The 24,130-nt window shown below is 40.1% G+C and carries 24 protein-coding genes; 1 reads left to right on the forward strand and 23 read right to left on the reverse strand.

The features are described 5' to 3' along the window. The 11 genes from rnc to AAFN87_RS08935 form a co-directional block, all read right to left on the reverse strand. Complete coding sequence (gene rnc, locus AAFN87_RS08885; protein ID WP_347790686.1) at positions 1–762, reverse strand: ribonuclease III; 762 nt, start codon at positions 760–762, stop codon at positions 1–3. A 177-nt stretch (positions 763–939) separates the two neighbouring features. Beyond that, complete coding sequence (acpP, locus tag AAFN87_RS08890; protein WP_347790687.1) at positions 940–1,176, reverse strand: acyl carrier protein; 237 nt, start codon at positions 1,174–1,176, stop codon at positions 940–942. Between the two features lie 61 nt (positions 1,177–1,237). Beyond that, positions 1,238–1,981, reverse strand: coding sequence for a 3-oxoacyl-[acyl-carrier-protein] reductase (gene fabG / locus AAFN87_RS08895; protein ID WP_347790688.1), 744 nt, complete (start codon positions 1,979–1,981; stop codon positions 1,238–1,240). Further along, positions 1,978–2,925: an ACP S-malonyltransferase gene (fabD, locus tag AAFN87_RS08900; RefSeq protein WP_347790689.1), complete on the reverse strand. Its 948-nt coding sequence runs from the start codon at positions 2,923–2,925 to the stop codon at positions 1,978–1,980. Before fabD ends, fabG begins: the two co-directional genes overlap by 4 nt. Positions 2,926–2,956: 31 nt before the next feature. Next, positions 2,957–3,937, reverse strand: a complete 981-nt coding sequence (plsX, locus tag AAFN87_RS08905) for a phosphate acyltransferase PlsX (protein WP_347790690.1) — start codon at positions 3,935–3,937, stop codon at positions 2,957–2,959. Further along, positions 3,934–4,512 (reverse strand): transcription factor FapR, encoded by a 579-nt coding sequence (fapR, locus tag AAFN87_RS08910; protein ID WP_347790691.1) that lies wholly within the window; start codon positions 4,510–4,512, stop codon positions 3,934–3,936. The genes plsX and fapR overlap by 4 nt, the downstream gene beginning before the upstream one ends. A 108-nt stretch (positions 4,513–4,620) precedes the next feature. Next, complete coding sequence (gene recG, locus AAFN87_RS08915; protein WP_347790692.1) at positions 4,621–6,663, reverse strand: ATP-dependent DNA helicase RecG; 2,043 nt, start codon at positions 6,661–6,663, stop codon at positions 4,621–4,623. After that, a complete protein-coding gene (sdaAA, locus tag AAFN87_RS08920; protein WP_347790693.1) occupies positions 6,656–7,552 on the reverse strand; it encodes an L-serine ammonia-lyase, iron-sulfur-dependent, subunit alpha in 897 nt (298 codons plus the stop codon). Before sdaAA ends, recG begins: the two co-directional genes overlap by 8 nt. Positions 7,553–7,564: 12 nt before the next feature. Next, on the reverse strand, positions 7,565–8,227 hold the full coding sequence (sdaAB, locus tag AAFN87_RS08925; RefSeq protein WP_347790694.1) for an L-serine ammonia-lyase, iron-sulfur-dependent subunit beta: 663 nt from the start codon (positions 8,225–8,227) through the stop codon (positions 7,565–7,567). Between the two features lie 241 nt (positions 8,228–8,468). Continuing rightward, positions 8,469–10,112: a DAK2 domain-containing protein gene (locus AAFN87_RS08930; RefSeq protein ID WP_347790695.1), complete on the reverse strand. Its 1,644-nt coding sequence runs from the start codon at positions 10,110–10,112 to the stop codon at positions 8,469–8,471. Positions 10,113–10,130: 18 nt separating this feature from the next. Next, entirely contained in the window at positions 10,131–10,493 is a 363-nt protein-coding gene (locus AAFN87_RS08935; RefSeq protein WP_347790696.1) for an Asp23/Gls24 family envelope stress response protein, read from the reverse strand. Positions 10,494–11,048: 555 nt separating this feature from the next. Between AAFN87_RS08935 and rpmB the strand changes: the two genes are divergently transcribed. Next, positions 11,049–11,237, forward strand: coding sequence for a 50S ribosomal protein L28 (gene rpmB / locus AAFN87_RS08940; protein ID WP_004227417.1), 189 nt, complete (start codon positions 11,049–11,051; stop codon positions 11,235–11,237). Between the two features lie 157 nt (positions 11,238–11,394). On the opposite strand, the gene spoVM is transcribed toward rpmB, so the two are convergent. The 12 genes from spoVM to coaBC all read right to left on the reverse strand — a co-directional run bounded on the left by spoVM (position 11,395) and on the right by coaBC (position 24,037). Further along, a complete protein-coding gene (gene spoVM / locus AAFN87_RS08945) occupies positions 11,395–11,484 on the reverse strand; it encodes a stage V sporulation protein SpoVM (protein WP_347790697.1) in 90 nt (29 codons plus the stop codon). Between the two features lie 12 nt (positions 11,485–11,496). Beyond that, positions 11,497–12,144, reverse strand: coding sequence for a thiamine diphosphokinase (locus AAFN87_RS08950; protein WP_347790698.1), 648 nt, complete (start codon positions 12,142–12,144; stop codon positions 11,497–11,499). Next, on the reverse strand, positions 12,141–12,809 hold the full coding sequence (rpe, locus tag AAFN87_RS08955; RefSeq protein WP_347790699.1) for a ribulose-phosphate 3-epimerase: 669 nt from the start codon (positions 12,807–12,809) through the stop codon (positions 12,141–12,143). Before rpe ends, AAFN87_RS08950 begins: the two co-directional genes overlap by 4 nt. Before the next feature lie 2 nt (positions 12,810–12,811). Further along, positions 12,812–13,693, reverse strand: coding sequence for a ribosome small subunit-dependent GTPase A (rsgA, locus tag AAFN87_RS08960; RefSeq protein WP_347790700.1), 882 nt, complete (start codon positions 13,691–13,693; stop codon positions 12,812–12,814). A gap of 75 nt (positions 13,694–13,768) precedes the next feature. After that, positions 13,769–15,709 carry a Stk1 family PASTA domain-containing Ser/Thr kinase gene (gene pknB / locus AAFN87_RS08965; protein ID WP_347790701.1) on the reverse strand — a complete coding sequence of 647 codons (1,941 nt, stop codon included), beginning with the start codon at positions 15,707–15,709 and terminating at the stop codon, positions 13,769–13,771. A 2-nt stretch (positions 15,710–15,711) separates the two neighbouring features. Then, positions 15,712–16,461, reverse strand: a complete 750-nt coding sequence (locus AAFN87_RS08970; protein ID WP_347790702.1) for a Stp1/IreP family PP2C-type Ser/Thr phosphatase — start codon at positions 16,459–16,461, stop codon at positions 15,712–15,714. A gap of 9 nt (positions 16,462–16,470) precedes the next feature. Beyond that, the gene (gene rlmN, locus AAFN87_RS08975) at positions 16,471–17,610 is read right to left on the reverse strand and encodes a dual-specificity RNA methyltransferase RlmN (protein ID WP_347790703.1); all 1,140 of its coding nucleotides are present in this window, start codon (positions 17,608–17,610) and stop codon (positions 16,471–16,473) included. An 8-nt stretch (positions 17,611–17,618) separates the two neighbouring features. Next, positions 17,619–18,974, reverse strand: a complete 1,356-nt coding sequence (gene rsmB / locus AAFN87_RS08980; RefSeq protein ID WP_347790704.1) for a 16S rRNA (cytosine(967)-C(5))-methyltransferase RsmB — start codon at positions 18,972–18,974, stop codon at positions 17,619–17,621. Beyond that, entirely contained in the window at positions 18,971–19,912 is a 942-nt protein-coding gene (gene fmt, locus AAFN87_RS08985; RefSeq protein ID WP_347790705.1) for a methionyl-tRNA formyltransferase, read from the reverse strand. The genes rsmB and fmt overlap by 4 nt, the downstream gene beginning before the upstream one ends. Position 19,913: 1 nt before the next feature. After that, entirely contained in the window at positions 19,914–20,405 is a 492-nt protein-coding gene (def, locus tag AAFN87_RS08990; protein WP_347790706.1) for a peptide deformylase, read from the reverse strand. A 24-nt stretch (positions 20,406–20,429) separates the two neighbouring features. Further along, a complete protein-coding gene (gene priA, locus AAFN87_RS08995; RefSeq protein WP_347790707.1) occupies positions 20,430–22,844 on the reverse strand; it encodes a primosomal protein N' in 2,415 nt (804 codons plus the stop codon). Beyond that, the gene (gene coaBC / locus AAFN87_RS09000) at positions 22,844–24,037 is read right to left on the reverse strand and encodes a bifunctional phosphopantothenoylcysteine decarboxylase/phosphopantothenate--cysteine ligase CoaBC (RefSeq protein WP_347790708.1); all 1,194 of its coding nucleotides are present in this window, start codon (positions 24,035–24,037) and stop codon (positions 22,844–22,846) included. Before coaBC ends, priA begins: the two co-directional genes overlap by 1 nt. Positions 24,038–24,130: the final 93 nt, after the last annotated feature.

Below are 24,130 nucleotides of genomic sequence, written 5' to 3' on the forward strand. Positions count from 1 at the left end.
CTATTCCTCCTCCTGCACCTGCTTCTTCAACATAACCATGGCACTTTGCGCAGCTTGTTGTTCAGCCTCTTTCTTTGATTTCCCACGTCCTAAACCAAGCTCTAAATCGTTTAATAATACACGCGAAACGAAAGTACGATTATGCGCTGGGCCTTTTTCATCGACAATCTCATAATGCAATAAGCCGTTGTTAGACTGTTGAACCATTTCCTGCAGTTGGCTTTTGAAATCCATCACATGCGAAAAAGCACCGGTCTCTACTTTCGGGAATACGATACGCTCTAAAAATTCTACAACTTTTGCTAAACCTTGATCTAAATACAAAGCGCCGACAAATGATTCGAATACGTCCGCAAGTAAGGCTGGACGTTCACGACCACCTGTAAGCTCCTCACCTTTACCTAGTAATACGTACTGACCAAATTGAAGTTCATTTGCAAAAATTACAAGTGATGGTTCACAAACAATCGACGCACGGAGCTTCGTTAGTTCTCCTTCACTCATTTGCGAAAATTTCTCGAATAAATATTTGGAGACGGATAATTCCAATACAGCATCTCCTAAAAATTCTAAGCGTTCGTTGTCCGTAAATAGTTTGCGACGATGTTCATTCACATAAGATGAATGCGTAAATGCTTGATATAATAAAGTAGTGTTGTCGAATTGAATATTCAATTCATTTTGTAAAGTTTGAAATTGGCTTCGTACCTTTTCTGGTAATATGCCTACTTTCTGGTTATTTCCTTTTTTTCTTATCGTCATGGACAATCTGCCTTCCTAGTAGTTTCTATCGTTAAGTGTACAATGTAATACTCGTTTTTTCAAAGGTGTTATATTAAATATTTTATCGCGATAGCTTTTATGACCTTTTTACAAGAATCGAAAAGAGGCAACGTTTCTAGCGCTCAAAGTCGTCGCATGAAACGTGCCTCCTATTAATTAGCTAATTTTGCTCTCAATATAACTGATCGCATCGCCAACTGTTGCAATTTTTTCAGCATCTTCATCAGAAATTTCCATATCGAACTCGTCTTCTAATTCCATTACTAGCTCAACTACGTCTAATGAGTCCGCACCTAAGTCATCACGGAAAGAAGCTTCTGCTTTCACTTCGCTTTCGTCAACGCCTAAACGATCAACGATTACTTTTGATACACGCTCTATAACTGTAGACAAATCGGTCACCTCCCCTCAAATAACTATACAAATTATCATGTGTAGCTGCGAGCAACAAGTTTTACATAACCATACCACCATCAATATGCAATGTTTGACCTGTAATATAACTCGATGCGTCGGATGCAAAAAAGGCTACAGCCTGTGCAATATCTTCTGGCTGACCAAGCTTTGCTAACGGAATTTGAGATAACATTCCTTGCTTTAGATCGGCAGGTAATTCATCCGTCATTTCCGTCGTAATAAAGCCTGGCGCAATTGCGTTTACTAAAATATTTCGACTCGCTAGCTCTTTTGCAGTCGTTTTTGTCAATCCAATAACGCCTGCTTTTGCCGCCACATAATTTGCTTGACCAGCATTACCAGCAACACCTACGATTGACGAAATATTAATAATACGCCCTGAACGCTGCTTCATCATTTGACGAGTGACTGCTTTCGTACATAAAAATACGCCTTTTAAATTCGTATTTAACACATCGTCCCACTCGTCTTCCTTCATACGCATAAGCAAATTATCACGCGTAATGCCTGCATTATTTACTAAAATATCAATAGAACCGAAAGTTTCAAGTGCCGTATTCATTAGCTTTGTGACAGAATCAACATCTGCGACATTTGCCTGTACTGCGATTGCTTCGCCACCAGCAGCTTTAATTTCTCCAACTACAAGTAATGCACGTTCCTCACTACCGCTATAATTGACAACGATTTTCGCACCTTGCTTTGCTAGTTCTAGTGCAATTGCTCGCCCAATACCTCGTGATGCTCCTGTCACAACAGCTGTTTTGTTTATTAAACTCATTGTGTCCACCCCTTTGACGCTTCAAGTAATGCTTGCAGCGAAGCCTCGTCATATACGCAATGTACTTCTACAGTGCGATCAATTTTTTTCACTAAACCTGATAATACTTTCCCCGGTCCGCATTCAATAAATACCGTTACACCTAAATCAAGCAACGTCCGAACATTTTGCTCCCATAATACAGGGCTGACAACTTGATCGACCATTTCTTTTTTTATTACCTCTACATCTTGTAACTCAGCGGAAGTTACATTACTAATAACCGGAATATCTGGTGTTTGAATAGCTATTTGTTCAATTGCATCTGCTAATTTCCCGGCAGCCTGCTGCATTAATGTCGAATGGAATGGCCCACTTACTACTAGCGGAATTGCACGTTTTGCACCAGCTTCTTTCGCTGCCACACACGCTTTTTCTACGCCTTCTTTTGTACCTGAAATAACGATTTGTCCTGGACAATTTAAGTTTGCAAGTTGTACCGTGTCCCCTTGTGCCGTTACGTCTTCACAAACAGCTTGCAAATTTTGTGATTCCATCCCTAAAATCGCAGCCATTGCTCCTTGTCCTGCTGGTACTGCTTCGTCCATATATAAACCACGTTTGTGAACAGTTGCTACAGCGTCATCAAATGTCATCACCCCTGATACGACAAATGCGCTGTACTCCCCTAATGAATGACCTGCTGTGTAGTGAGGTTGAATGCCAGCTTGCATTAATTTACTAGCCACCATCACACCTGTTGTTAGCAGTGCCGGCTGTGCATGATACGTTAGTGTTAGCTCCTCTTGCGGACCATTTAACATTAAATCCGATAATGAAAAGCCAAGCACTTCGTCAGCTCGCTCATAAAACGCTTTACTTTCTTCAGTTGTAGCGACAAATTCCGCACCCATCCCTACTAGTTGCGAGCCTTGCCCTGGAAAAATAAAAGCTATTTTCGTCATAGTTAGTTCCCCTTTGTGAATCCCCTTAATATTACTGAGCAATTGTTTCTTTAATTGTTGCACAAACATCATGCTCAACCATTGTACGCGCCTGTTTAATCGCACTGTATATAGCTTTGGCATTAGATGAACCATGCGCTTTAATAACTGGTGCTTGCAAGCCAAATAAAGCTGCTCCACCGTATTCTGTATAGTCCATTTTCGTTTTTAATACTTTTAAATCACTTTTTACTAATACAGCTGCAACTTTTGATTTTGTCGAAGCCATAAACGCTTCTTTTAACATTGAAAACAGCGCGCCTGCTGTTCCTTCGATTGATTTTAAAACCATATTACCTGTGAAGCCATCTGTCACCACGACATCCGCTACCCCATTTAACAGTTCACGCGCTTCAACATTACCTTCAAAATTGAAATTAGACTCTTTAAATAAATCAAATGCCGCTTTCGTAAGCTCATTACCTTTTTTATCTTCGGTACCGATATTCAGAAGCCCTACACGTGGCGCTGAATAACCACGTACCTTTTTCACATAAATATCGCCCATGATTGCATACTGTTGAAGATTTTCAGGCTTCGCATCGGCATTCGCCCCTAAATCAAGCATTAAGAAGCCTTTACCATCGATTGTTGGCAATGTCGTCGCTAGTGCTGGTCGTGCAACTCCTTCAATACGGCCAACTTTAAATAAACCACCCGCCATTAAGGCACCTGTATTTCCTGCTGACAAACAAGCATCCGCTTTACCTTCCGCAACAGCTTCTAGCATGCGTGTCATCGAAGAATCCTTTTTACGACGAACCGCACGTGCCGGATCGTCTTCCCCTTCAACTACTTCTGTACAATGAATGACATCAAGTCGTGGATGTTGTTTTAAAAACGGCGCCATCTTTTCTTGCTGACCGTATAATTGGATGTTAATATCCGGAAATTCTTCAAGTGCAAGTAATACACCTTCCACGATTGCTTGTGGGGCATTATCTCCACCCATACCATCAACTGCTATCTTCACTTTGTTTCACCTACACCTTTCGTACGAAACATCTCAAATTCACCTTTAAAAACAACTTCATTATCTACCGTAGAATGAACATCGATATATGTACGATTTTTATCATTATTTTGTCCGCGTACAACCGCTTTTGTAACTACTCTATCCCCTGCTTTTACAGGCTTCACAAAGACTACATTGGATTTTACAGTTAGCGCTAAGTCATCATTAATGACTGCAACAGCAAGAGAATTTGCTTGTGCAAATAAATGATGTCCTCTCGCAATACCGTTACGCTGGAATACATGCTCTTCTTTCACATCAAATATCGATAAAGCTCGTTTATCTAGTTCAATATCAATAATTTCGCCAATTACTTCATCGAGCGGTAAAGCTTTCACTTCATTTTCATAATTTTTTGCAGCTACATCTTTTATACGTTCACGCAGTTCCGGAATTGCTAACTCCATCCTGTCTAAGCGAATCGTTTGCACACTGACACCAAACTCGGCTGCTAACTGATCATCTGTGACGAATGGGTTATCTGTAATTGTTTCAATCAGTAACCGCTGGCGTTCCTTTTTTGTACGTTTCATTTTCACTCGTCACCTCTCATTTAGTATTAGAACTTGGTACTAATACCAGTATACAGTTAGAAAAAAAAGAACGCAACAATTTTTCATAATTGTTGTGTTCCTTTTTAATTAATCTATACGTTCGCCTTCCAATACACCCGATTTCTCTAGCATATTACGTAAAGGCAAGTATTCATCATCATGCCAAAAAGCAGGATCTTCTACTAGGCGTACCGCATCTCTTCTCGCTACATCCAAGGCGCGGTAATCATGGACAAGATCCGCCATTTTGAATTCCGGTAAACCGCTTTGCTTTTTACCAAAGAAATCACCTGGACCTCGTAGCTCTAAGTCCTTTTCGGCTAGGCGGAAGCCATCATTCGTTTCAGTCATGGACATCATACGCTCTTTTCCTTCATCAGACTTTGGATCAGCAATTAATACACAATACGACTGATGCTCACCACGACCAACACGCCCACGCAACTGATGAAGCTGCGCCAAGCCAAAGCGTTCTGCATCATAAATCGTCATAAACGTTGCGTTCGGTACATTTACCCCAACTTCTACAACTGTCGTTGATACTAAAATATCAATCTCACCAACGCTAAATGCGCGCATTACAGCATCCTTCTCATCCGGATGCAGTCGACCGTGCATTAACCCTACGCGAAAGCGACCGTGGAAATATTGCACTAAATGCTCGTATGCTTCTACTGCATTTTGCACATCAAGCTTATCTGACTCTTCAATGAGTGGACAAATAACATAAGCTTGACGACCCGCTTTCAATTCGGATTCCATTTTACCGAGTACACTACCAAGCTGTTCCTTCTTCATCCAGTGAGTTTCGATTTCTTTCCGACCAGCTGGCAGCTCATCAATAATCGATACGTCCATTTCACCGAACGCCGTTATCGCTAGCGTACGTGGAATTGGCGTTGCTGTCATAAAAAGTACATCCGGATTTTCCCCTTTATCCCTAAGAATACGGCGCTGTTCTACTCCAAAACGATGTTGCTCATCAGTAATAACAAAGCCTAGCTTTTTAAATATGACATCCGGCTGAATAAGTGCATGTGTACCAATTAATATATCGATTTCTCCTGCAGCTAATTGCTCCAGTAATATCCGACGCGCTTTTGATTTTGTTGAACCCGAAAGCAAACCGACACGTACACCAATTGGTTCAAACCATGCTTGTAGCGACTGTGCATGCTGCTCTGCTAAAATTTCAGTTGGTGCCATTAGAGCCCCTTGATAGCCAGCTGTTACAGCAGAATATAATCCTATAGCTGCGACAACTGTTTTACCCGACCCTACATCCCCTTGCAATAAACGATTCATACGATGAGGTTGCTTTAAATCTTTACTAATTTCATTTACTACTCTTTTTTGAGCATTTGTTAGCTCATATGGTAGCGTCTCGATAAACGCACGAACTTTCGCTACATCATAAGCAATAGAAAGACCTTGCTCTGAATCTTTACGCGCCTTCCGTAACGCTTGTATACGTAGTTGAAATTCTAGTAGCTCCTCATAAACGAATCGTCGACGTGCCTGCTTGGCATGATTGGCATCTTTCGGGAAATGGACACCTTCTAACGCATCTTTCACTTCTAGCAACTTGTAATCCTCGCGCATTAAGAGCGGTAACGGATCAACAATATCGTCAACCGCATCAAGCGCTTGACGCATATATTTGCGGAAGCGCTTTTGTTGTATATTACCTCGCAAACTATACACTGGTTCAAAATCTACTTGCTCCGTTTTCGGACCAAATGTTACAGAAGAACCGATAATAACTTGACGACCTCGGTCCCATTTCCCTGTCACGGTAATAATAGCACCAGGTGTTAATTTTTGACGCAAATAATTCTGATTAAAAAAGACGACTTTTACTAAATGACGTCCCGCTCTCACTGTCACCGTTAATCGTTGCTTGTTTTTCCCTAAAAAAACAGCAGAAGGCATCGATTCTACTAGTGCCTCAATTGTGACTCGTTCATTATGTGGTGTTTCAGCTAAATCTTTCAAGCGGAAATCTTCGTGACGATACGGAAAGGTCCAAATTAAGTCTCCAATAGTTTCGATACCGAGCGCTTGTAGATGTTCAGCTGTTTCTTTTCCGATGCCTTTTAATGTAGTCACCGGCTCCGTGCAATTATTCACCTTGCAAGACAGCTCCTCCAAAAATTTTCGCAGCCAACGCTTTACCTGTAGGCGTTGCCGCAAGTCCTCCTCGTGCCGTTTCTTTCAAGTTCGGGCTCATAGCTTGGCCAATTCGATACATCGCACCGATTACTTCGTCACAAGGTATACGACTAGTAATTCCAGCCAACGCCATATCTGCTGCAACGAGTGCATTAGCAGCGCCCATAGCATTGCGTTTTACGCAAGGAACTTCTACTAATCCTGCAACAGGGTCACAAACAAGGCCAAGCATATTTTTTAAAGTTATCGCAAAACCTTCTGCACATTGCTGTGGTGTTCCACCTGCCATTTCAACAATGGCAGCCGCAGCCATCCCCGCAGCAGAACCCACTTCCGCTTGACAGCCACCTGCTGCACCAGAAATAGATGCATTATTTGCTACAACAAAGCCGAATGCTCCAGATGTAAATAAGAAACGAATCATTTGTTCACGTGTCGGCTTTAATTTGTTTTGCACAGCAAAAAGCGTACCTGGCACAACACCAGCAGAACCAGCTGTTGGCGTTGCACAAATCGTACCCATTGCCGCATTTACTTCGTTTGTTGCTACAGCTTTACTCACCGCATCTAATAATAGTTCACCAGATAAAGAATTACCCGTTGCAATATATTTTTGTAATAGCACTGCATCTCCACCTGTTAAACCTGTGACAGATTGTACTCCTCGAAGACCGCGTTCTACCGCCTCTTCCATTACCGTTAAATTGCGGTCCATTTGCGCCATAATTTCATCACGCGAACGACCGCTCATTGCGATTTCTTGCTCAATCATTAGTTCTGAAATAAGCTTTTGTTCAGATTCTGCACGCTCTACTAATTCACGTACATTTTGAAATAACACGTCCATATTGCCCGCCCCTTAGTTGTTTATTTTCGATACTTTCGTTATATGAGGAATATACGAAATTTGCTGTAAAATACGTTCATCTATATTTTGATCGACTTCAATTACCATAAGCGCTGTTAAGCCTCGCTCAATGCGAGACACTTCCATATGTCCGATATTCACATTATGCATCGCTAAGCAATTTGCAACATTAGCTATACATCCAGCCCGATCATCATGAACAACTAAAATGGCCGGCATCCCACCTGTTAAACGCAACTTAAAGCCGTTTACTTCACTAATTTCAATTTTGCCTCCACCGATTGAAATACCTTCGACACTCATTTCACCATCGTCATCCCCCATGACAATTCGCGCGGTATTCGGATGCTCCTTATTTGCCTGCTCCGGAATAAATTCATATATTAGTCCTGCTTTGTCTGCATCCTCAAAAGCTGTTTTAATGCGTTCATCAAACGTATCGTAATTAAGTAAACCACCAACAACCGCTACATCAGTGCCATGACCTCGATATGTTTCTGCGAACGAGCCATATAAATGGATTTTTGCCCATTTTGGCTGACGACCAAATAAATCCCTTGCAGCACGCCCAATTCGAGCAGCCCCTGCTGTATGGGAAGATGAAGGACCAATCATGACTGGACCTATTATGTCAAACACTGAAGTAAATTTCATACTGTCCCCTCCTATTATCGTAATCTCCTTTTAAGATGAGTGTATCAGAACAAACACTTCGACACAAAATATACAAACTTCTCTTCAATTTACGCTATAAAAGCATGAAAAGGAGCTACCTCGCACACGCGAGATAACTCCTAACAAAGTCAATGTTCCGACTTTACCTACATATATTATCAAATATAGATTAATTATATCTCAATATTTTTTGAAATCGCTTATCAATGGCCTAGTCTAATTACTCCACTGATAAAATGAACGGATATAACGCCTGTTTACCTTCTACGATTTCAACTTCAGCATCCGGATAATTTTCTTCAATAAAGCTTGCTAGAGCTTGTGCATCTTTAGATGTTGCATCTTCACCGTAAATAACCGTAATGATTTCTGCATCTTCATCAACAAGATTATTTATTACCGCTTGCGCTGCATCCATCATCGCTGGTGTAGATACGATAATTTTCCCTTCAGATAATCCCATAAACTCGTCTTTACGAATCTCAACACCATCAATTGACGTATCACGAACAGCAAATGTTACTTGACCCGTCTTCACATGAGCATAACCGTCTGTCATAGCTTCCTTGTTATCCGAGACACTTGCTTCTGGATTGAATGCTAGTATCGCTGCCATCCCTTGAGGAATTGTTTTCGTCGGTACAACAGCTGCTTCGATATCTAACAGTTCAACCGCTTGTTCTGCTGCCATAATGATATTTTTATTATTCGGTAAAATAAGCACACGCTCTGCACCAATTTCTTTTACAGCTTTCACGATATCTTCAGTTGAAGGGTTCATTGTTTGTCCACCTTCAATAACATAAGAAGCACCGATTGAACGTAAAAGATTGGCAACACCTTCGCCCATTGCGATTGTTACTACTGCATACGGATGTCTCTCAGCTTTTTTCACTTGGTTTGCTGGTGTTTCATTGACAATCGCAGAATGTTGTTCACGCATATTATCGACTTTTATTTTTATTAAACTTCCATATTTTTGACCTGCAGCAAGTACAGCACCTGGAGTTTCCGAGTGGATATGTACTTTTGCAATTTCGTCGTCAGAAATAACTAGTAATGAATCACCCATCGGATTTAATTCTTGGCGGAATTGTTCTTCATCGAATGGCTCTTTATCTGCTTCAAAGCGAACCATTATTTCTGTACAATAACCAAATTCGATATCTTCTGTATTCATGAAATCTTGAACACGGTGATGTTCTGCATTAATTAAATCATCTAATGAGGATTCATTTTTCTGCGGCAGTGGCTCACCTTTCATAGACGCAAGGAAACCTTCATAAACGAATAGTAAGCCTTGTCCACCACTATCTACTACACCTACTTCTTTTAACACAGGAAGTAAGTCTGGTGTACGATTTAATGACGCTTTCGCTTCTGCAACAAATGCTTCCATCACAGCAATCATATTGTCTTCAGTTTCCGCAACTTCAACACCTTTTGCCGCTGCTTCACGAGCAACCGTTAAAATTGTTCCTTCAACTGGCTTCATTACGGCTTTATATGCTGTATCTACACCGGCTTGGAAGGCATTTGCTAACCCTTTTGCGTCGATTGTTTCTTGTTTTTCAATCGCTTTTCCAAAACCTCGGAATAATTGCGATAAAATAACGCCCGAGTTACCACGCGCGCCCATTAGTAAACCTTTTGATAAGCTTTGCGCTGTTTTTCCGATATGTGCTTGCGCCTGCACTTCTGTTTCCTTTGCACCTGATGTCATGGACAAGTTCATATTTGTCCCTGTATCACCATCTGGCACTGGAAATACGTTTAATGAATCTACATAATTTGCATTTTGGTATAGATGATGCGCACCCATTTGGACCATTTCTGCAAATTTAATTCCGTCTAAAGACTTCATCGGATTCGTTTCCTCCTCTTACACATTCGTAACACGAACGCCTTGCACAAAAATATTAACCGACTTAACGCTCATACCTAATGTTTTATTTACTGTATATTTTACTTTTGATTGAACTTGGTAAGCTACTTCAGAAATTTTCGTACCATAGCTAACAATGATATACATATCAATATGTAGGTCTTCCTCTTCTTGTCGAATTAGAACGCCTTTTGCGAAGTTTTCTTTGCGTAAAATATCTGTTAAACCGTCACGAACTTGGTGTTTGCTCGCCATGCCGACAATACCGTAGCATTCGATCGCTGCTCCACCAGCAACTTGTGCAATCACATCGTTCGAAATATCAATTTGGCCGAATTCATTGTTCAATTCTACTGACATACATATGCCCCCTTGGCTCTTTTTGACTAATATCTATTGTACTACACAAACAATGATTATAAAAGAAAACGTTCGTATTCGTCTACAACGATCCAAAAAGAATAACACCCATTATGATAAAACAACTCAAATAAAGCGTTGGATAATCTCGTTATTTTTGTTTTTCCATCGTTTGCACGTGATTTCCGGCTGACTGTGCGGTTTCTTTCACGCTGCGTGCGCTTTTGGTCTTGTTGCGTGCGGCCTTGTCCGGTTTGCGTGCGCTTTCCGTTTAAATCGATTTCTATGCAGAAATTGGAAAATTCGTTACTAACTTAATTCCCTCAATAATTTTGTAATTAATAATCATTTTTAACCTTCTATCTACAAAGTATTCTTTACTATTTTTTAATTACTATTAGTTATTATACGAAAGAAGTGTGTAAAGGTTTTTTTCTTGAAAGGTTGTGCGAAATGTCTTGCACTCAAATAGAGACTATGTTAAATTATTATGGTATGTGAAATATCGAACTGAAATATATTGCTTTCAGATTCATCTGTAAGGAGGGAATTTACATGCCAAAACAATGTGTTATTACTGGCCGTAAAGCTCGTACAGGAAACAACCGTTCTCACGCAATGAACGCTAACAAACGTACTTGGGGGGCTAACCTTCAAAAGGTTCGTATCCTAGTTGACGGCAAGCCAAAGCGTGTATGGGTTTCTGCTCGTGCATTAAAATCAGGTAAAATTGAACGCGTTTAATCGCGAAATAAAAGGCATCGATTCCTCTATGAATCGATGTTTTTTTAATTTTTACTATATACATGAATGTGCACTACAGATTCCAAATGTTTAAGTAACGATATTCCCTTTTCACTGTTCAAAGACAAAAAAAACCACCAACAAACGCTGGCGGCTTCTACGCTTTTTTCTCTCTTCTAAATAATTTCATACATGCACGCGTCATACTACTTAGAAACTTTGGTAATTGAAAAGTATATACTTTCACATTTGCTCCCCCTTAATCCGCACTTCTTATCATTAAACATATGCCCGATTCAAAGGTGATATGCGCCTTCTCTATAATTTCATTACTTGTAAAACGAGACGTCCATAAATTAATTGTTTCATTTGTCGTTTCATACTTCACTCCGCGCAACGTAACCGCATGTACAGCCTCACCATAAGCAAAAAAAGATACATATGGATAGTTAATATCACGCTCTAAATGATGCGTCCCTGGATGTAAAAATTGCAGGCAGTTCCGATTATTCATTATCTCAAATTGTATTTCCGAATATGTTTGCTGGAATAAGCAAACTGTTCGCATAACAGCTTCATAATGATCTAATCGTCCACCTGTTACACCAGTTATTATGATTTTTTTAGGTTTGTAAGTTAGCGCCTTTAATAGTGCTAGATCCGTATCGGTTTCATCTTTTTCTGCTTTATAAGATTCAACATGTGTAACAGCAGCACTAATCTCCCGCCACTCCTCCTTACTTACAGAATCAAAATCACCAACAATTGCATCTGGGACAATTCCTCGTTCTAATAAATGATATGCTCCACGATCAGCGCCGATGAATACAATTTGCTCTTGATTTAAAAAACGTTCAAACGAACAAAGCTCATCGCTCGGTCCGCCTGAACAAATAATGGCAATCATTTCACGTAAGCCGCTTCACCAGCCGCTTTAATTTCTTGAAGCGCTGCTGCACGGTCTTCCTTATTGTAAATTGCAGAGCCAGCTACAAATATATTCGCACCGGCTTTTGCACATGGGATAATTGTTTCGGCAGTTATCCCACCATCGATTTCGATATCAATATTTAAATTACGTTCTTTAATAATATTTGATAAAGCGGCTACTTTTGGTACGACAGAATCAATGAATTTTTGCCCACCGAAACCTGGGTTAACCGTCATAAATAGTACCATATCGATATCTTCTAAAATATGCTGAATCGACTCAATCGGTGTATGCGGATTAAGAACAACACCCGGTTTTACACCGTATGAGCGAATTAATTGAATCGTACGGTGTAAGTGACGACAAGCTTCTACATGAACTGTAATATAATTCGCTCCCGCTTTCGCAAACTGCTCGATATATTGATCTGGGTTTTCAATCATTAAATGTACATCTAAAGGTAATGTAGTTAGTGGGCGAATTGCATCTAGCACTATCGCACCGAATGAAATATTCGGTACGAAATGCCCGTCCATTACATCAATGTGAATCAATTCTGCGCCTGCAGCCTCAACTTCTTTTACTTCTTCTCCTAGCTTTGCAAAGTTTGCAGCTAAAATAGATGGAGCAATTTTAATCATATTTAGTACCTCGGCTTTCGATCCATAATTTCTTGTAAAATTTGTTCGTAATGCTCATAGCGATACGGACGAATTTCTCCCGTTTCAAGCGCTTCTTTTACTGCACACTTCGGCTCCTTCGTATGAAGGCAGCCTCGGAACTTACAACCCTCACTTAGCCGTAAAAATTCTGGGAAACAAGCTGTTAATTCTTCCTTTTCAATCGTTTCAAATTCAAACGAACTAAATCCAGGTGTGTCAGCTAATAAGCCACCGCAAACTTCGATTAATTCTACGTGACGCGTTGTATGTTTCCCACGTCCTAAGCTTTGCGAAATAGCATCCGTTTTTAAATCTAATGCTGGAATTAACGTGTTTAGCAACGTCGATTTGCCAACACCAGACTGTCCTGCTAATACACTCACTTTATTTTCAAGTATCGGTGATAGTCTTTGAACTAATGATGCATCATCTTTATATGTCGTCAAAACGGTATAGCCGATTTTTTGATAATCATCAATATATGGCTTTAACTGCTCATTTTCTTCATCTGTTAATAAATCCATTTTCGTTAAGCATAAAATTGGTTGTACGGAAAAGGATTCTAACACGACTAAAAAGCGATCAAGTAAAATCGTATTAAATGCCGGCTCTTTCACTGAAAAAACCAAAATCGCTTGGTCTATATTCGCGATTGGCGGACGAACAAGCTCGTTTTTTCGCGGATAAATTTTCATTACATAGCCGTCTGACTCGCCTTCCTTTGTATAATCGACTATATCGCCAACAAGTGGTGATTCACCGCGGTTACGGAATACGCCGCGACCACGGCATTGAATGAGCCCACCATCTTGATATACATAATAATATCCACTTAATGCTTTGCGGATTTGGCCTTGCGCCATCAAATACCCCCTTTTGTTTAACTATAATTTTCAAGCAGCTGGTAACATAATCCCCTTACTGCTAGGCTTTTCTTTTTACAAATCGTCATAATTAATTGTTTTCTCATCAATAACAACTGCATCCCGCTCGATACGATATGCACCAATTTCACCTTCGGAAATAGTTAGTTCAATTCGATAAGATGTCGTTTCTGTAATTGCTATTTCCTCAACCGGTTCTGCCATCGTATGGTTTTTGTCTTGAATGAAAATACGTACAACTTGTTTTGCGCCTTCCTCAAGTGGCATGTAAGGAATCTCAACTAGCTTAGTATACAGTTTAACTGGTTTTGCTCGCGGACCACTTGAAACGGTAATCTCGAGTGTACCGCCTACTTCAAGTAAATCGCCTTTTTTCGGATTGTGTGATACTACACCTCCAACAGCAATTGTTTCAGAAGGGACTTTTTGTACTTCCTTCAATACGAAGCCTTTGTTGTTTGCATATTCTGAAATCTGGGATGGTGTATAGCCTATTAAATCATCTACTTTTTCATAATGCTTCCCTTTACTTACCGTAAAACGAATCGTTGTATTTTTAACGACAATTTCCTCTCCAGCTGCAGGTTCTTGCCTTATAATCGTTCCAGCTGGCAAATCATCATATACTTCTTCTTCAATAATGTCGGCAAATAGAGGGGCAAGCATCGGTCTTATTTGTGTAATAGAGCTACCAACGTAATCATCCATTACAGATGTTTCATTGCCAAGGCTAACAATCAAATTAATTTCTGTTCCTTTGACGCGCATCAAACCTGCTTTAGGATCCGTTTCAATAACTTTTCCTTCTTCAATCTCCTCATTATAGCGCTCGTCAATTTGGCCAACGACAAATCCCGCCTTTTTAAGGGCTATCTCCGCTTCTTCGATAGTATAATTCGTTACAGCTGGAACTTCGTTTTTGGAAGGCGTTAAAACGATTGCTACAATAACGATAACCGCTACAAGAGCTAACAAAATCCCTAAAACTAACGGCCATTTCTTTTTTTTCTTGTTATTTGCAGATTGCTGTACAGGTTGCTTAGGCTGTTTTTTAACAGTGTCTATCTTTTTCGTTTCTGCTAGGTCATGCACAGCTTTCTTATCTTTAATTATTGGCATAACTTTCGTAGCACCATCATCTAATTGTGGTGCAAATTTTGCTTCATTTACACGATTTGCAGATAGTGCAGAGGCTAAATCCATTTCCATCTCTTCGGCAGTTTGATAGCGATGATTAGGATCTTTTGCTGTCGCCTTTAAGACGACATTTTCCACACTCTGTGGAATCGAACCATCGAACGCACGAACGGATGGTGTTTCCGCCTGCAAATGCTTTAGCGCAATCGCAACAGCTGATTCACCTGAAAATGGCAATTCACCGGTTAATAGTTCATAAAAAACAATGCCTAATGAATAAACATCCGATTTATTCGTCGCTGTCCCACCGCGCGCTTGCTCTGGAGATAAATAATGTACAGTACCCATAACAGAATTTGTCTGTGTATAACTAGTTGCACTTAGCGTTGTAGCGATTCCAAAATCTGTAATTTTAACATTACCATCTAAGTCAACAAGAATATTTTGTGGCTTAATATCACGGTGGATAATACCGTTTTCATGGGCATGAGCTATTGCTGAAGTTAGCTGCTTCATAATATGCACACTACGCGCAGGCGATAAAGGCGAAAACTCTTGTATGTATTGCTTTAATGTTTTGCCTTCAATATATTCCATTACGATATAATGCATATTGCCGTCTTCACCGACATCATAAATACTTACGATATTTGGATGTGTAAGGCTTGTGGCAGAAAGTGCCTCACGCTGAAAACGGCGATGTAATTCTTCTTCATTCGTAAAATCGTAACGCAAAATTTTAATGGCAACATCTCGATTTAATATCATGTCATGCGCTAAATATACATTTGACATGCCCCCGCCACCAATAAGCGCGATAATCTTATAGCGATCACTAATTCTTTTGCCTATGATCATCCTTACACCTCCTCATCTTTCATCGTTAGTAATACGAGGGAAATATTGTCTTCACCGCCAAAATCATTAGCAAGCTGCACTAATTTTTTCCCTTTAGTTTCTAATGGCAATGGCAATGTAATCATTGCGGCCATTTCATGTAACGATATTTTATTACTTAGCCCATCAGAACAAATGAGTAAATATGAATCTTCTTGTAATGTTATTTTGTAAAAATCCGGCTCAATCGATGCTTCTGTACCGAGCGCTTTTAAAATATAGTTTTTCTTCGGATGGTGTTGTGCCTCTTCTTCACTAATTTCACCGCTATCAACTAAAATATTCACATATGAATGATCTCTTGTAACTAGCTCACCTATATCGTTAGTAAAGTGATACACTCGGCTATCGCCAACATGACTAATAATACAGCTCGCATTATCAATCAAAACGGCGATTAGCGTTGTGCCCATCCCTTGACAGCCTTCATGTGATAAAGAATAGCGATATATTTCATGGTTGATTTGTGTTACTACGTTATGTAGCCACTGCTGTTTCGTTTCTAGAGTCGAAAAAGCAGTTGCTTCTGCTTGTAAAAAATACTGCTGTAATGCAGTAATTGTCATTTCGCTTGCCACATCTCCAGCATTATGACCACCCATGCCATCCGCTAAAATCGCAAGCTTAAAGGAATCGGGCCGCTCACAAAAAGCTACCCGATCTTCATTTACTGTACGCTTCAATCCAACATCACTTTCGACTGTAAAGTTCAAATTTTCCACCTACTTAGTTTCTTGTGATCTCTCTTTTGCACGTAATTGACCGCATGCTGCATCAATATCAGCACCTTGTTCACGACGAATCGTTACGTTAATACCATTCTTTTTTAATGTTTTTTCAAAGGCGAAAATTTTGCTACGTGATGTACGAACATAATCACGTTCTGGTACATAGTTCACAGGAATTAAATTAACGTGACATTTAATCCCTTTAATTAATTGCGCTAATTCTTCTGCAATCTCAACAGAATCGTTTTCACCAGACATTAAACCATACTCAAAGCTTACACGACGCCCTGTTTTCTTAGTATAGTAACGAACAGCTTCTAATAATTCTTCAATTTTATAGGCACGCGCAATCGGCATTAACTTTTGGCGAGCCTCTTGATTTGGCGCATGTAATGACACCGCAAAGTTAATTTGTAATTGCTCATCTGCAAATTGATAAATTTTAGGGACAATACCAGAAGTCGATACAGTAATATGACGTGCCCCAATATTTAATCCTTTTTCATTGTTAATAATTTTTAAGAAGTTCATCATCGCATCATAGTTATCAAATGGTTCACCAATACCCATAATGACGATTGAGCTTACACGTTCCCCTACTTCATCAAGCGTTTGTTGTACTTTAACAACTTGCTCAACAATTTCACCGGCCATTAAATGACGCTTTAAACCACCTAAAGTAGAGGCACAGAACGTACATCCAATACGGCAGCCTACTTGTGTCGTTACACAAACGGAATTACCATATTCATGACGCATTAATACTGTTTCAATAGAATAGCCATCTTGTAATTGGAATAAAAACTTGATTGTACCATCTTTTGATTCTTGTTTAATAATTGTAGATAGCGTTGTTAAAGCAAAATTTTCCGCTAACTTTTCACGTAATGCTTTCGATAAGTTTGACATTTCTTCAAACGTTTTTACACGCTTTTCATATAACCACTCGTAAATTTGGCCAGCACGGAATGGCTTTTCACCATTCTCCTTTAGCCAATTTTCTAATTCATCTGGTCGTAATGAATAAATTGATTCTTTTAATTGTGGCTTTTCTTTTTTCACACGGCGGGCAGGTTTTTCTTCTGCTTCCTCGACTAAGTCTAAAATACGTTCATCGAATTGTTGTTGATCCATTAGTTATTTTATTTCTCCTTTTTTACGAAGGCAGCAACAAAAAATCCGTCACTACCAATGTCTTGTGGGAACACTTGAAGCATTCCATCATGTTGCTGTCCATCTAGTTGTTTTGGTAAATTTTCAAGCGCTACCGCTTCCATTATAGGATGCGCCGCTAAAAAGGCTTTTACAGTACCTTCGTTTTCATTTTTGTCAACTGTACACGTACTGTACACGAGACGACCACCTGGTTTTAACACTTGTACAGCATTATTTAATATGGCAAGTTGGATTGTTTGAAGGCTAGCTAAATCTTCCTCACGCTTCGTATATTTAATATCTGGCTTACGGCGCATAACACCTAAACCAGAGCACGGTGCATCGACTAATACTGCGTCAAAGCTTTCCTTTTGTAAAAAGTCAGCTGCTTTACGTCCATCAAGAGGTGCTGTTTGGACAATTTCAATGCCTAAACGCGCAGTATTTTCATCTATTAAATCTAATTTATGAGGATGCAAATCCATCGCTAAAATTTGACCTTCATTTTGCATTTTTTCTGCTAAATGTGTAGTTTTCCCTCCTGGTGCTGCACACATATCTAAGACGCGCATGCCAGGTTGTGGATTTAGCACATTTGCAGGAAGCATTGAGCTTTCATCTTGAATCGTAATAAGCCCGTGCCTAAATGCCGCAGTACGCGCTGCTTGACCGTTTGTTAAATATAAACATTCTGGCAGATATTCACTTTGCTGCGCTTTTACTCCTTCTCGTTCTAGCGTAGTAAGGACTTCGGCAGGAGTTGCTTTCGTTGTATTAACGCGCACAGTTTGTAGTGGAGGCACATTATTTTCTTGTAACATGTCACTCGTTTTTTCATAACCATACGATTCTACCCAACGCTCAACTAACCATTGTGGATGGCTTGTTGCTATTGATAGACGTTCTATATCATTCTCGATGTCGTCTGTAGAGCGAACACCTTCTCGTAAAATTGAACGCAGGATGCCATTGACCATCGATGCAATGCCTTGATGTCCACGACGCTTCGCAATTTCTACTGCTTCATTCACGGCAGCATGCGGCGGAATACGTGTTAAATAATGCATTTGATAGAGCGATAAACGTAGTAACCAACGTACCCAAATATCGACTTTCCCACGGATAAATGGCTCTAAGTAATAATCTAGCGTTAATTTATGTTGTAGTGTACCGTACGTAATTTCAGTTAAAAGTGCACGGTCCTTTGCTTCAATTTTATACTTTTCAATCGTTTGGTGTAATAAAAGATTGCTATACGCCTGGCTTTTATCTACCGTTAATAGGATAGTTAATGCCGCATCCCGCACATTTCCATCCCAAATTTGTTGCTTTTTTTTACTCATTCAAAACGGTCCCCAATCTGTAATTTTGACCCTGTACCACGTAAGTATTCATTAGCAGACATACGCTTTTTGCCTGCTGGTTGCAAGTCTAATACAGCGAGACTACCACCTTCACCTGTTGCTATTTCAAAATAGTCTTTCGCAATCGCCACAACTTCACCCGGTGTTGCATTATTTGCAGTTGTGCCAATTTGTGCCCACCAAATTTTAAAGATACCTTCATCAAAAGTCGTATAAGCCACTGGCCAAGGGTGTAAACCACGCACTTGATTATAAATTGTTCGAGCATCTTGTTGCCAGTTAATACGCTCCTGTTCACGACTAATATTGCGTGCATATGTTACTTTTGATTCGTCTTGTACAATGCGCTCATTTGTGCCCGCAATAATAGAAGGTAATGTATCCTTTAAGAGCTCTCGACCAACATCGCTTAATTTATCAAACATACTACCTGTATGATCCGTATCTTCAATTGCAATTTCTTGCTGTGATATAATATCCCCTGCGTCTAGTTTTTCAGCCATATACATAATAGTTACGCCTGTTGTTGCTTGCCCATCAATAATCGCTTGGTGAATTGGCGCACCACCACGATAAAGTGGTAATAATGAAGCATGTACGTTAATACAGCCTAGGCGAGGTGCCTCAAGCAATTCTTTCGGCAATATTTGACCGAATGCAGCTGTAATGACTAAATCTGGATTTAACGCTAATATCTCATCAAGCTCTGCAGATCCGCGTAGCTTTTCAGGCTGGATGACATGTAAGCCTAATCGAACCGCTTCCTCTTTTACAGGTGGGGGTGTTAATACTTTTTTGCGACCAACTGGACGGTCTGGCTGCGTTACTACAGCTAAAATATGATAGCCTTCTTCATGTAACATTCGTAAAATTGGTGCAGAAAAAGCAGGCGTTCCCATGAATACAATCGAAGTCATTTTATTCCTCCTCAGCGTCTGCGTACAGTTCTTCTAATTCTTCTTCAGTTAAAATACGCGTGATTTTTGAATCGAATAAAACACCATCTAAATGATCGATTTCATGTAAAATAGCACGTGCTTCAAAATCTTCTGCTTCCAATTCATAAATGCGTCCTTCACGGTCAGATGCTTCAATTTTCACGTATGTTGGGCGATTCACCATACCAAATAAATCAGGGAAGCTTAAGCAACCTTCTACATCTTCCTCTTCGCCCTTTGTTTCTAGAACGATTGGATTAATCATTTCTAAAATATCTTCACCTAGCTCAACAATTGCAACACGTAAGCCAACATTAATTTGTGGCGCTGCAATACCAACACCGTCATATTCAACCATTGTGTCATATAAATCATCTAGTAATGCGATGATTTCTTCATTGATGACTTCTACTTCCTTAGTTGGCGTTGTTAAAATTTTCGCAGGATTTTTCACAACTTCTTTAATTGCCATTTTAACTTCCTTCTTTCTAAACGTTTATATCATCGACGGATCAAGGTCAATTGTTAGCTGAATACCTTTTTTTATCCACTCGGAGCGGTATATTTTAATTAACTGTAGTAATACGCCAATTAAATTTGGCTCTACTTTATATTTTATCAAACATTGATAACGATATCTATTTTGGAGACGGGTAATACTTGCTGTAGTTGGCCCTATAATGTTCACCTGAAATGATAAATTTGCTCGTAAATATTCAGCTGCTTTGGCGGCATATTCTGCAGCCATTACAACATCTTCATGCGACACTTGCACGAGCGCTAAATAATAGTATGGTGGATAGCCTGCTTGTCTACGTGCATGCATTTCACGTACGTAAAATGGCTCGTACTGCTGTTCTTTAGCTAGTTCAATGGCATAATGCTCTGGCGTATACGTTTGAATAATGACCTCTCCAGGCAGTTCATGTCTACCAGCGCGCCCACTTACTTGCGTTAACAATTGGAATGTACGCTCGCCTGCTCTGTAATCCGGTATATGTAACGATGTATCAGCACTAAGCACACCAACTAGCGTTATATTAGGGAAATCGAGCCCTTTTGCAATCATTTGTGTACCAAGTAAAATATCTGCTTCCCCTCGACCAAATGCATCAAGTAGTTGCTCATGTGAACCTTTTTGCGAGGTTGTATCGACATCCATTCGTAAGATGCGCGCTTCCGGGAAAAGCTTGTAAATTTCTTCTTCTACTTTTTGCGTACCTGTACCGAAAAATCGAATGTGCTCACTTTGACACTCTGGACAGCTTTGCGGTACGTATTCATCATAGCCACAGTAATGACATTTTAACTTTTCGTTAGAACGATGATACGTTAGTGAGATATCACAGTTTGGGCATTGTACAACCGTTCCACAATCACGACAAAGTACGAAGCTCGAATAACCACGACGGTTTAAAAACAATACTATTTGCTGCTTGTTCTCTAATCGGGTGCCTATCGCTTCTATAAGTCTCTCTGAAAACATCGAACGATTGCCTAGTTTTAATTGTTCACGCATGTCGACGATTTCAACGGCTGGCAATGCTTGTTTTTTCGCACGTACTTTCAAGGATAAGAGCTTGTACACATTTTTTTTTGCACGGGCAAAAGATTCGAGCGCTGGTGTTGCACTTCCTAAAATAACCGGACAATGATGAAACTCGCTTCTCCAAATAGCAACATCACGGGCATGGTAACGTGGCGCATCTTCTTGCTTATACGTAGATTCATGCTCTTCGTCTAAAATAATAATTCCTACGTTATGAAACGGTGCAAAAATAGCCGACCGCGCACCAACAACGACTTTCACTTTACCTTGCTGGATTTTTCGCCACTCATCGTATTTCTCACCAACAGATAGGCCGCTATGCATAACTGCTACAAGCTCCCCAAATCTTGAACGGAAACGCTCTGTCATTTGCGGTGTCAGCGAAATTTCCGGGACGAGCACTATTGCTTCCTTGCCCTCCTGTAACGTATGCTGAATGGCCTGTAAATACACTTCTGTTTTGCCACTACCTGTAACGCCGTGTAGCAAAAACGTTTCCGCAAGATGATTGTCCATCGCGGAAGTAATTTGTGTTAGTGCCTCGTCCTGCTCATCTGTTAACGTTAAAAAGTTTGTTCTCGCAACTTCTTTTGTAAATGGATCCCGGTATACTTCCTCTTGTATAAACTGTGCCGCACCTTTTTCAATTACCGCTAATAATACTGCAGCTGTAACACCCACTTCCTCGTAAATTTCATCAGGCGAAAACACTTCCCCGACATGCGCCTGCATCCAATTTACGAGTTGCTTTTGCTTTGCTGCACGGTTCGAAATCGTTCGTTCGATTTCGGCTAAATCATCTAAATTTGTATGGATCTTTACTTTCCGTACTTCTTTTATATTCCCTTGCTGCTTGACGCTATTTTCAATCGATACTTGACCTGCATGAATTGCTTGCTTTAATTCACGTAGAAATCCTGCTTTTTCAAACAATTTAAAATTCGCTTTAAGGGATTTTCGAAATATAGAGGCAAGCTCTGGATGTATCTGCTCAGCAGGTACATGAAGATGAACAATCTTTTCATATTTCGCGCGTAATGCAGACGGTAGCATTACTTGCAGTGCGTCGATTTCATAACAAATCGTGTCATTTTTTAACCATTTAGCTAATGCTAGCATCTCATTTGTTAATACCGGTTCAATATCTAAAATTTGTGCAACTGGTTTTACTTTATCAAGTGGGATTTCTGTCTCGCTAGTAAGTTCCACTACAAAGCCAAGCACATTGCGCGGTCCAAATGGCACTTTTACACGGCAACCACATTCAATTAAATCATGCCATTCATCAGGAACTAAATAGTCAAACGGTCGATCAACCGGATAAGCAGCCACATCGACAATTACTTTTGCAATGCGTATCATTAGCGCTCTTCTCTTTCCATAATTGTTTCAAGTAGACGCTTCGCTAGTTCTGATTTCGTCAATTGTGGAAAGCTTTGTACGAATTCCCGACCATATAATGTGACGATATTTGTCTCTGTACCAAAACCGGCGCCTTGTGCTGTCACATCATTCGCGACAATATAATCGGCATTTTTCTTCTCTAGTTTACTTTGTGCATAAGCCTCTACATCATTTGTTTCAGCAGCAAAGCCGATTAGCAATTGATGTGTTTTTTTCTTCCCGAGAGATGCTAAAATATCGACTGTCCTCTCTAGTTCAATAGAGGAATTACCTTGTTGTTTTTTTATTTTATGTGTACAGATTTCTTTCGGTCGGTAATCTGCAACAGCTGCTGTTTTAATGACGATGTCGCTCGTATCGAATTGGGTTTCCATCGCAGCTAGCATTTCAGCTGCACTTTCTACATCAATAACTTTGATGCCAGCTGGTTTAGTTAGTGCAACAGGCCCCGAGATAAGAACAACTTCCGCACCTAAATCACGTGCGGCCTCCGCCATTGCATAACCCATCTTACCAGTCGAAAAGTTCGTTAAATAGCGTACAGGGTCGATACGTTCACGTGTTGGACCTGCTGATACAATGACTTTTTTTCCTGCAAGGGGTCGTGCTTTCGGTAAAAAATGTTTTACCACTATGTCCGTAATTTTCTCTGGCTCTTCTAATCTTCCTTTTCCTACATAGCCACAAGCTAAAAAACCTTCAGATGGTTCTATAAATTCATATCCGTCATTTGCAAGACGAGCAATATTGCGCTTCACAGCAGGATGCTCATACATATGGACATTCATTGCGGGCGCTAGCCAAACAGGTGCTGTAGTTGCGAGTAACGTTGTAGTAACCATATCATCCGCTATACCGTTAGCTAACTTTCCGAGCAAATTAGCCGTCGCAGGTGCAACAAGTACTAAATCCGCCCAGTCTGCTAAATCGATATGGGCAATAACATTGGAATTTTTTTCATCGAATGTATCGAAAAACACGTCATTTTTTGACATCACTTGAAAGCTTAATGGATTAACAAATTGTTTAGCAGATTCGGTCATTATGACTTTGACATTCATCCCTGCTTGCGACAGTTTACTAACAAGGGCAACTGCTTTATAGACGGCGATACCACCCGTTACACATAGTAAAATATTTTGCTTTTTCATGTAAATTCACCCTTTCAAATGATAAGCTCCCAAAGAAAAATTCCTCGGGAGCTACTTCGCAAGTTATATCGTTGTAATCAATGAACTACTTCC

It is taken from the genome of Solibacillus sp. CAU 1738, from assembly GCF_039888725.1.
Taxonomy (GTDB): domain Bacteria; phylum Bacillota; class Bacilli; order Bacillales_A; family Planococcaceae; genus Metasolibacillus.

Excerpts from the sequence above, each read along its gene's own strand:
- fapR (WP_347790691.1), bottom strand. The coding sequence starts at position 4,512 with ATGAAACGTACAAAAAAGGAACGCCAGCGGTTACTGATTGAAACAATT.
- coaBC (WP_347790708.1), bottom strand. The coding sequence starts at position 24,037 with ATGAAAAAGCAAAATATTTTACTATGTGTAACGGGTGGTATCGCCGTC.
- rsgA (WP_347790700.1), bottom strand. The coding sequence starts at position 13,693 with ATGGCGCAAGGCCAAATCCGCAAAGCATTAAGTGGATATTATTATGTA.
- rnc (WP_347790686.1), bottom strand. The coding sequence starts at position 762 with ATGACGATAAGAAAAAAAGGAAATAACCAGAAAGTAGGCATATTACCA.
- fabD (WP_347790689.1), bottom strand. The coding sequence starts at position 2,925 with ATGACGAAAATAGCTTTTATTTTTCCAGGGCAAGGCTCGCAACTAGTA.
- AAFN87_RS08935 (WP_347790696.1), bottom strand. The coding sequence starts at position 10,493 with ATGTCAGTAGAATTGAACAATGAATTCGGCCAAATTGATATTTCGAAC.
- sdaAA (WP_347790693.1), bottom strand. The coding sequence starts at position 7,552 with ATGGACGTGTTATTTCAAAATGTACGTGAATTAGTAGAGCGTGCAGAA.
- rpmB (WP_004227417.1), top strand. The coding sequence starts at position 11,049 with ATGCCAAAACAATGTGTTATTACTGGCCGTAAAGCTCGTACAGGAAAC.
- rlmN (WP_347790703.1), bottom strand. The coding sequence starts at position 17,610 with ATGGATCAACAACAATTCGATGAACGTATTTTAGACTTAGTCGAGGAA.
- def (WP_347790706.1), bottom strand. The coding sequence starts at position 20,405 with ATGGCAATTAAAGAAGTTGTGAAAAATCCTGCGAAAATTTTAACAACG.
- fmt (WP_347790705.1), bottom strand. The coding sequence starts at position 19,912 with ATGACTTCGATTGTATTCATGGGAACGCCTGCTTTTTCTGCACCAATT.
- sdaAB (WP_347790694.1), bottom strand. The coding sequence starts at position 8,227 with ATGAAATTTACTTCAGTGTTTGACATAATAGGTCCAGTCATGATTGGT.
- rpe (WP_347790699.1), bottom strand. The coding sequence starts at position 12,809 with ATGATTAAAATTGCTCCATCTATTTTAGCTGCAAACTTTGCAAAGCTA.
- pknB (WP_347790701.1), bottom strand. The coding sequence starts at position 15,709 with ATGATCATAGGCAAAAGAATTAGTGATCGCTATAAGATTATCGCGCTT.
- rsmB (WP_347790704.1), bottom strand. The coding sequence starts at position 18,974 with ATGAGTAAAAAAAAGCAACAAATTTGGGATGGAAATGTGCGGGATGCG.
- AAFN87_RS08930 (WP_347790695.1), bottom strand. The coding sequence starts at position 10,112 with ATGAAGTCTTTAGACGGAATTAAATTTGCAGAAATGGTCCAAATGGGT.
- priA (WP_347790707.1), bottom strand. The coding sequence starts at position 22,844 with ATGATACGCATTGCAAAAGTAATTGTCGATGTGGCTGCTTATCCGGTT.
- AAFN87_RS08950 (WP_347790698.1), bottom strand. The coding sequence starts at position 12,144 with ATGATTGCCATTATTTGTTCAGGCGGACCGAGCGATGAGCTTTGTTCG.
- fabG (WP_347790688.1), bottom strand. The coding sequence starts at position 1,981 with ATGAGTTTAATAAACAAAACAGCTGTTGTGACAGGAGCATCACGAGGT.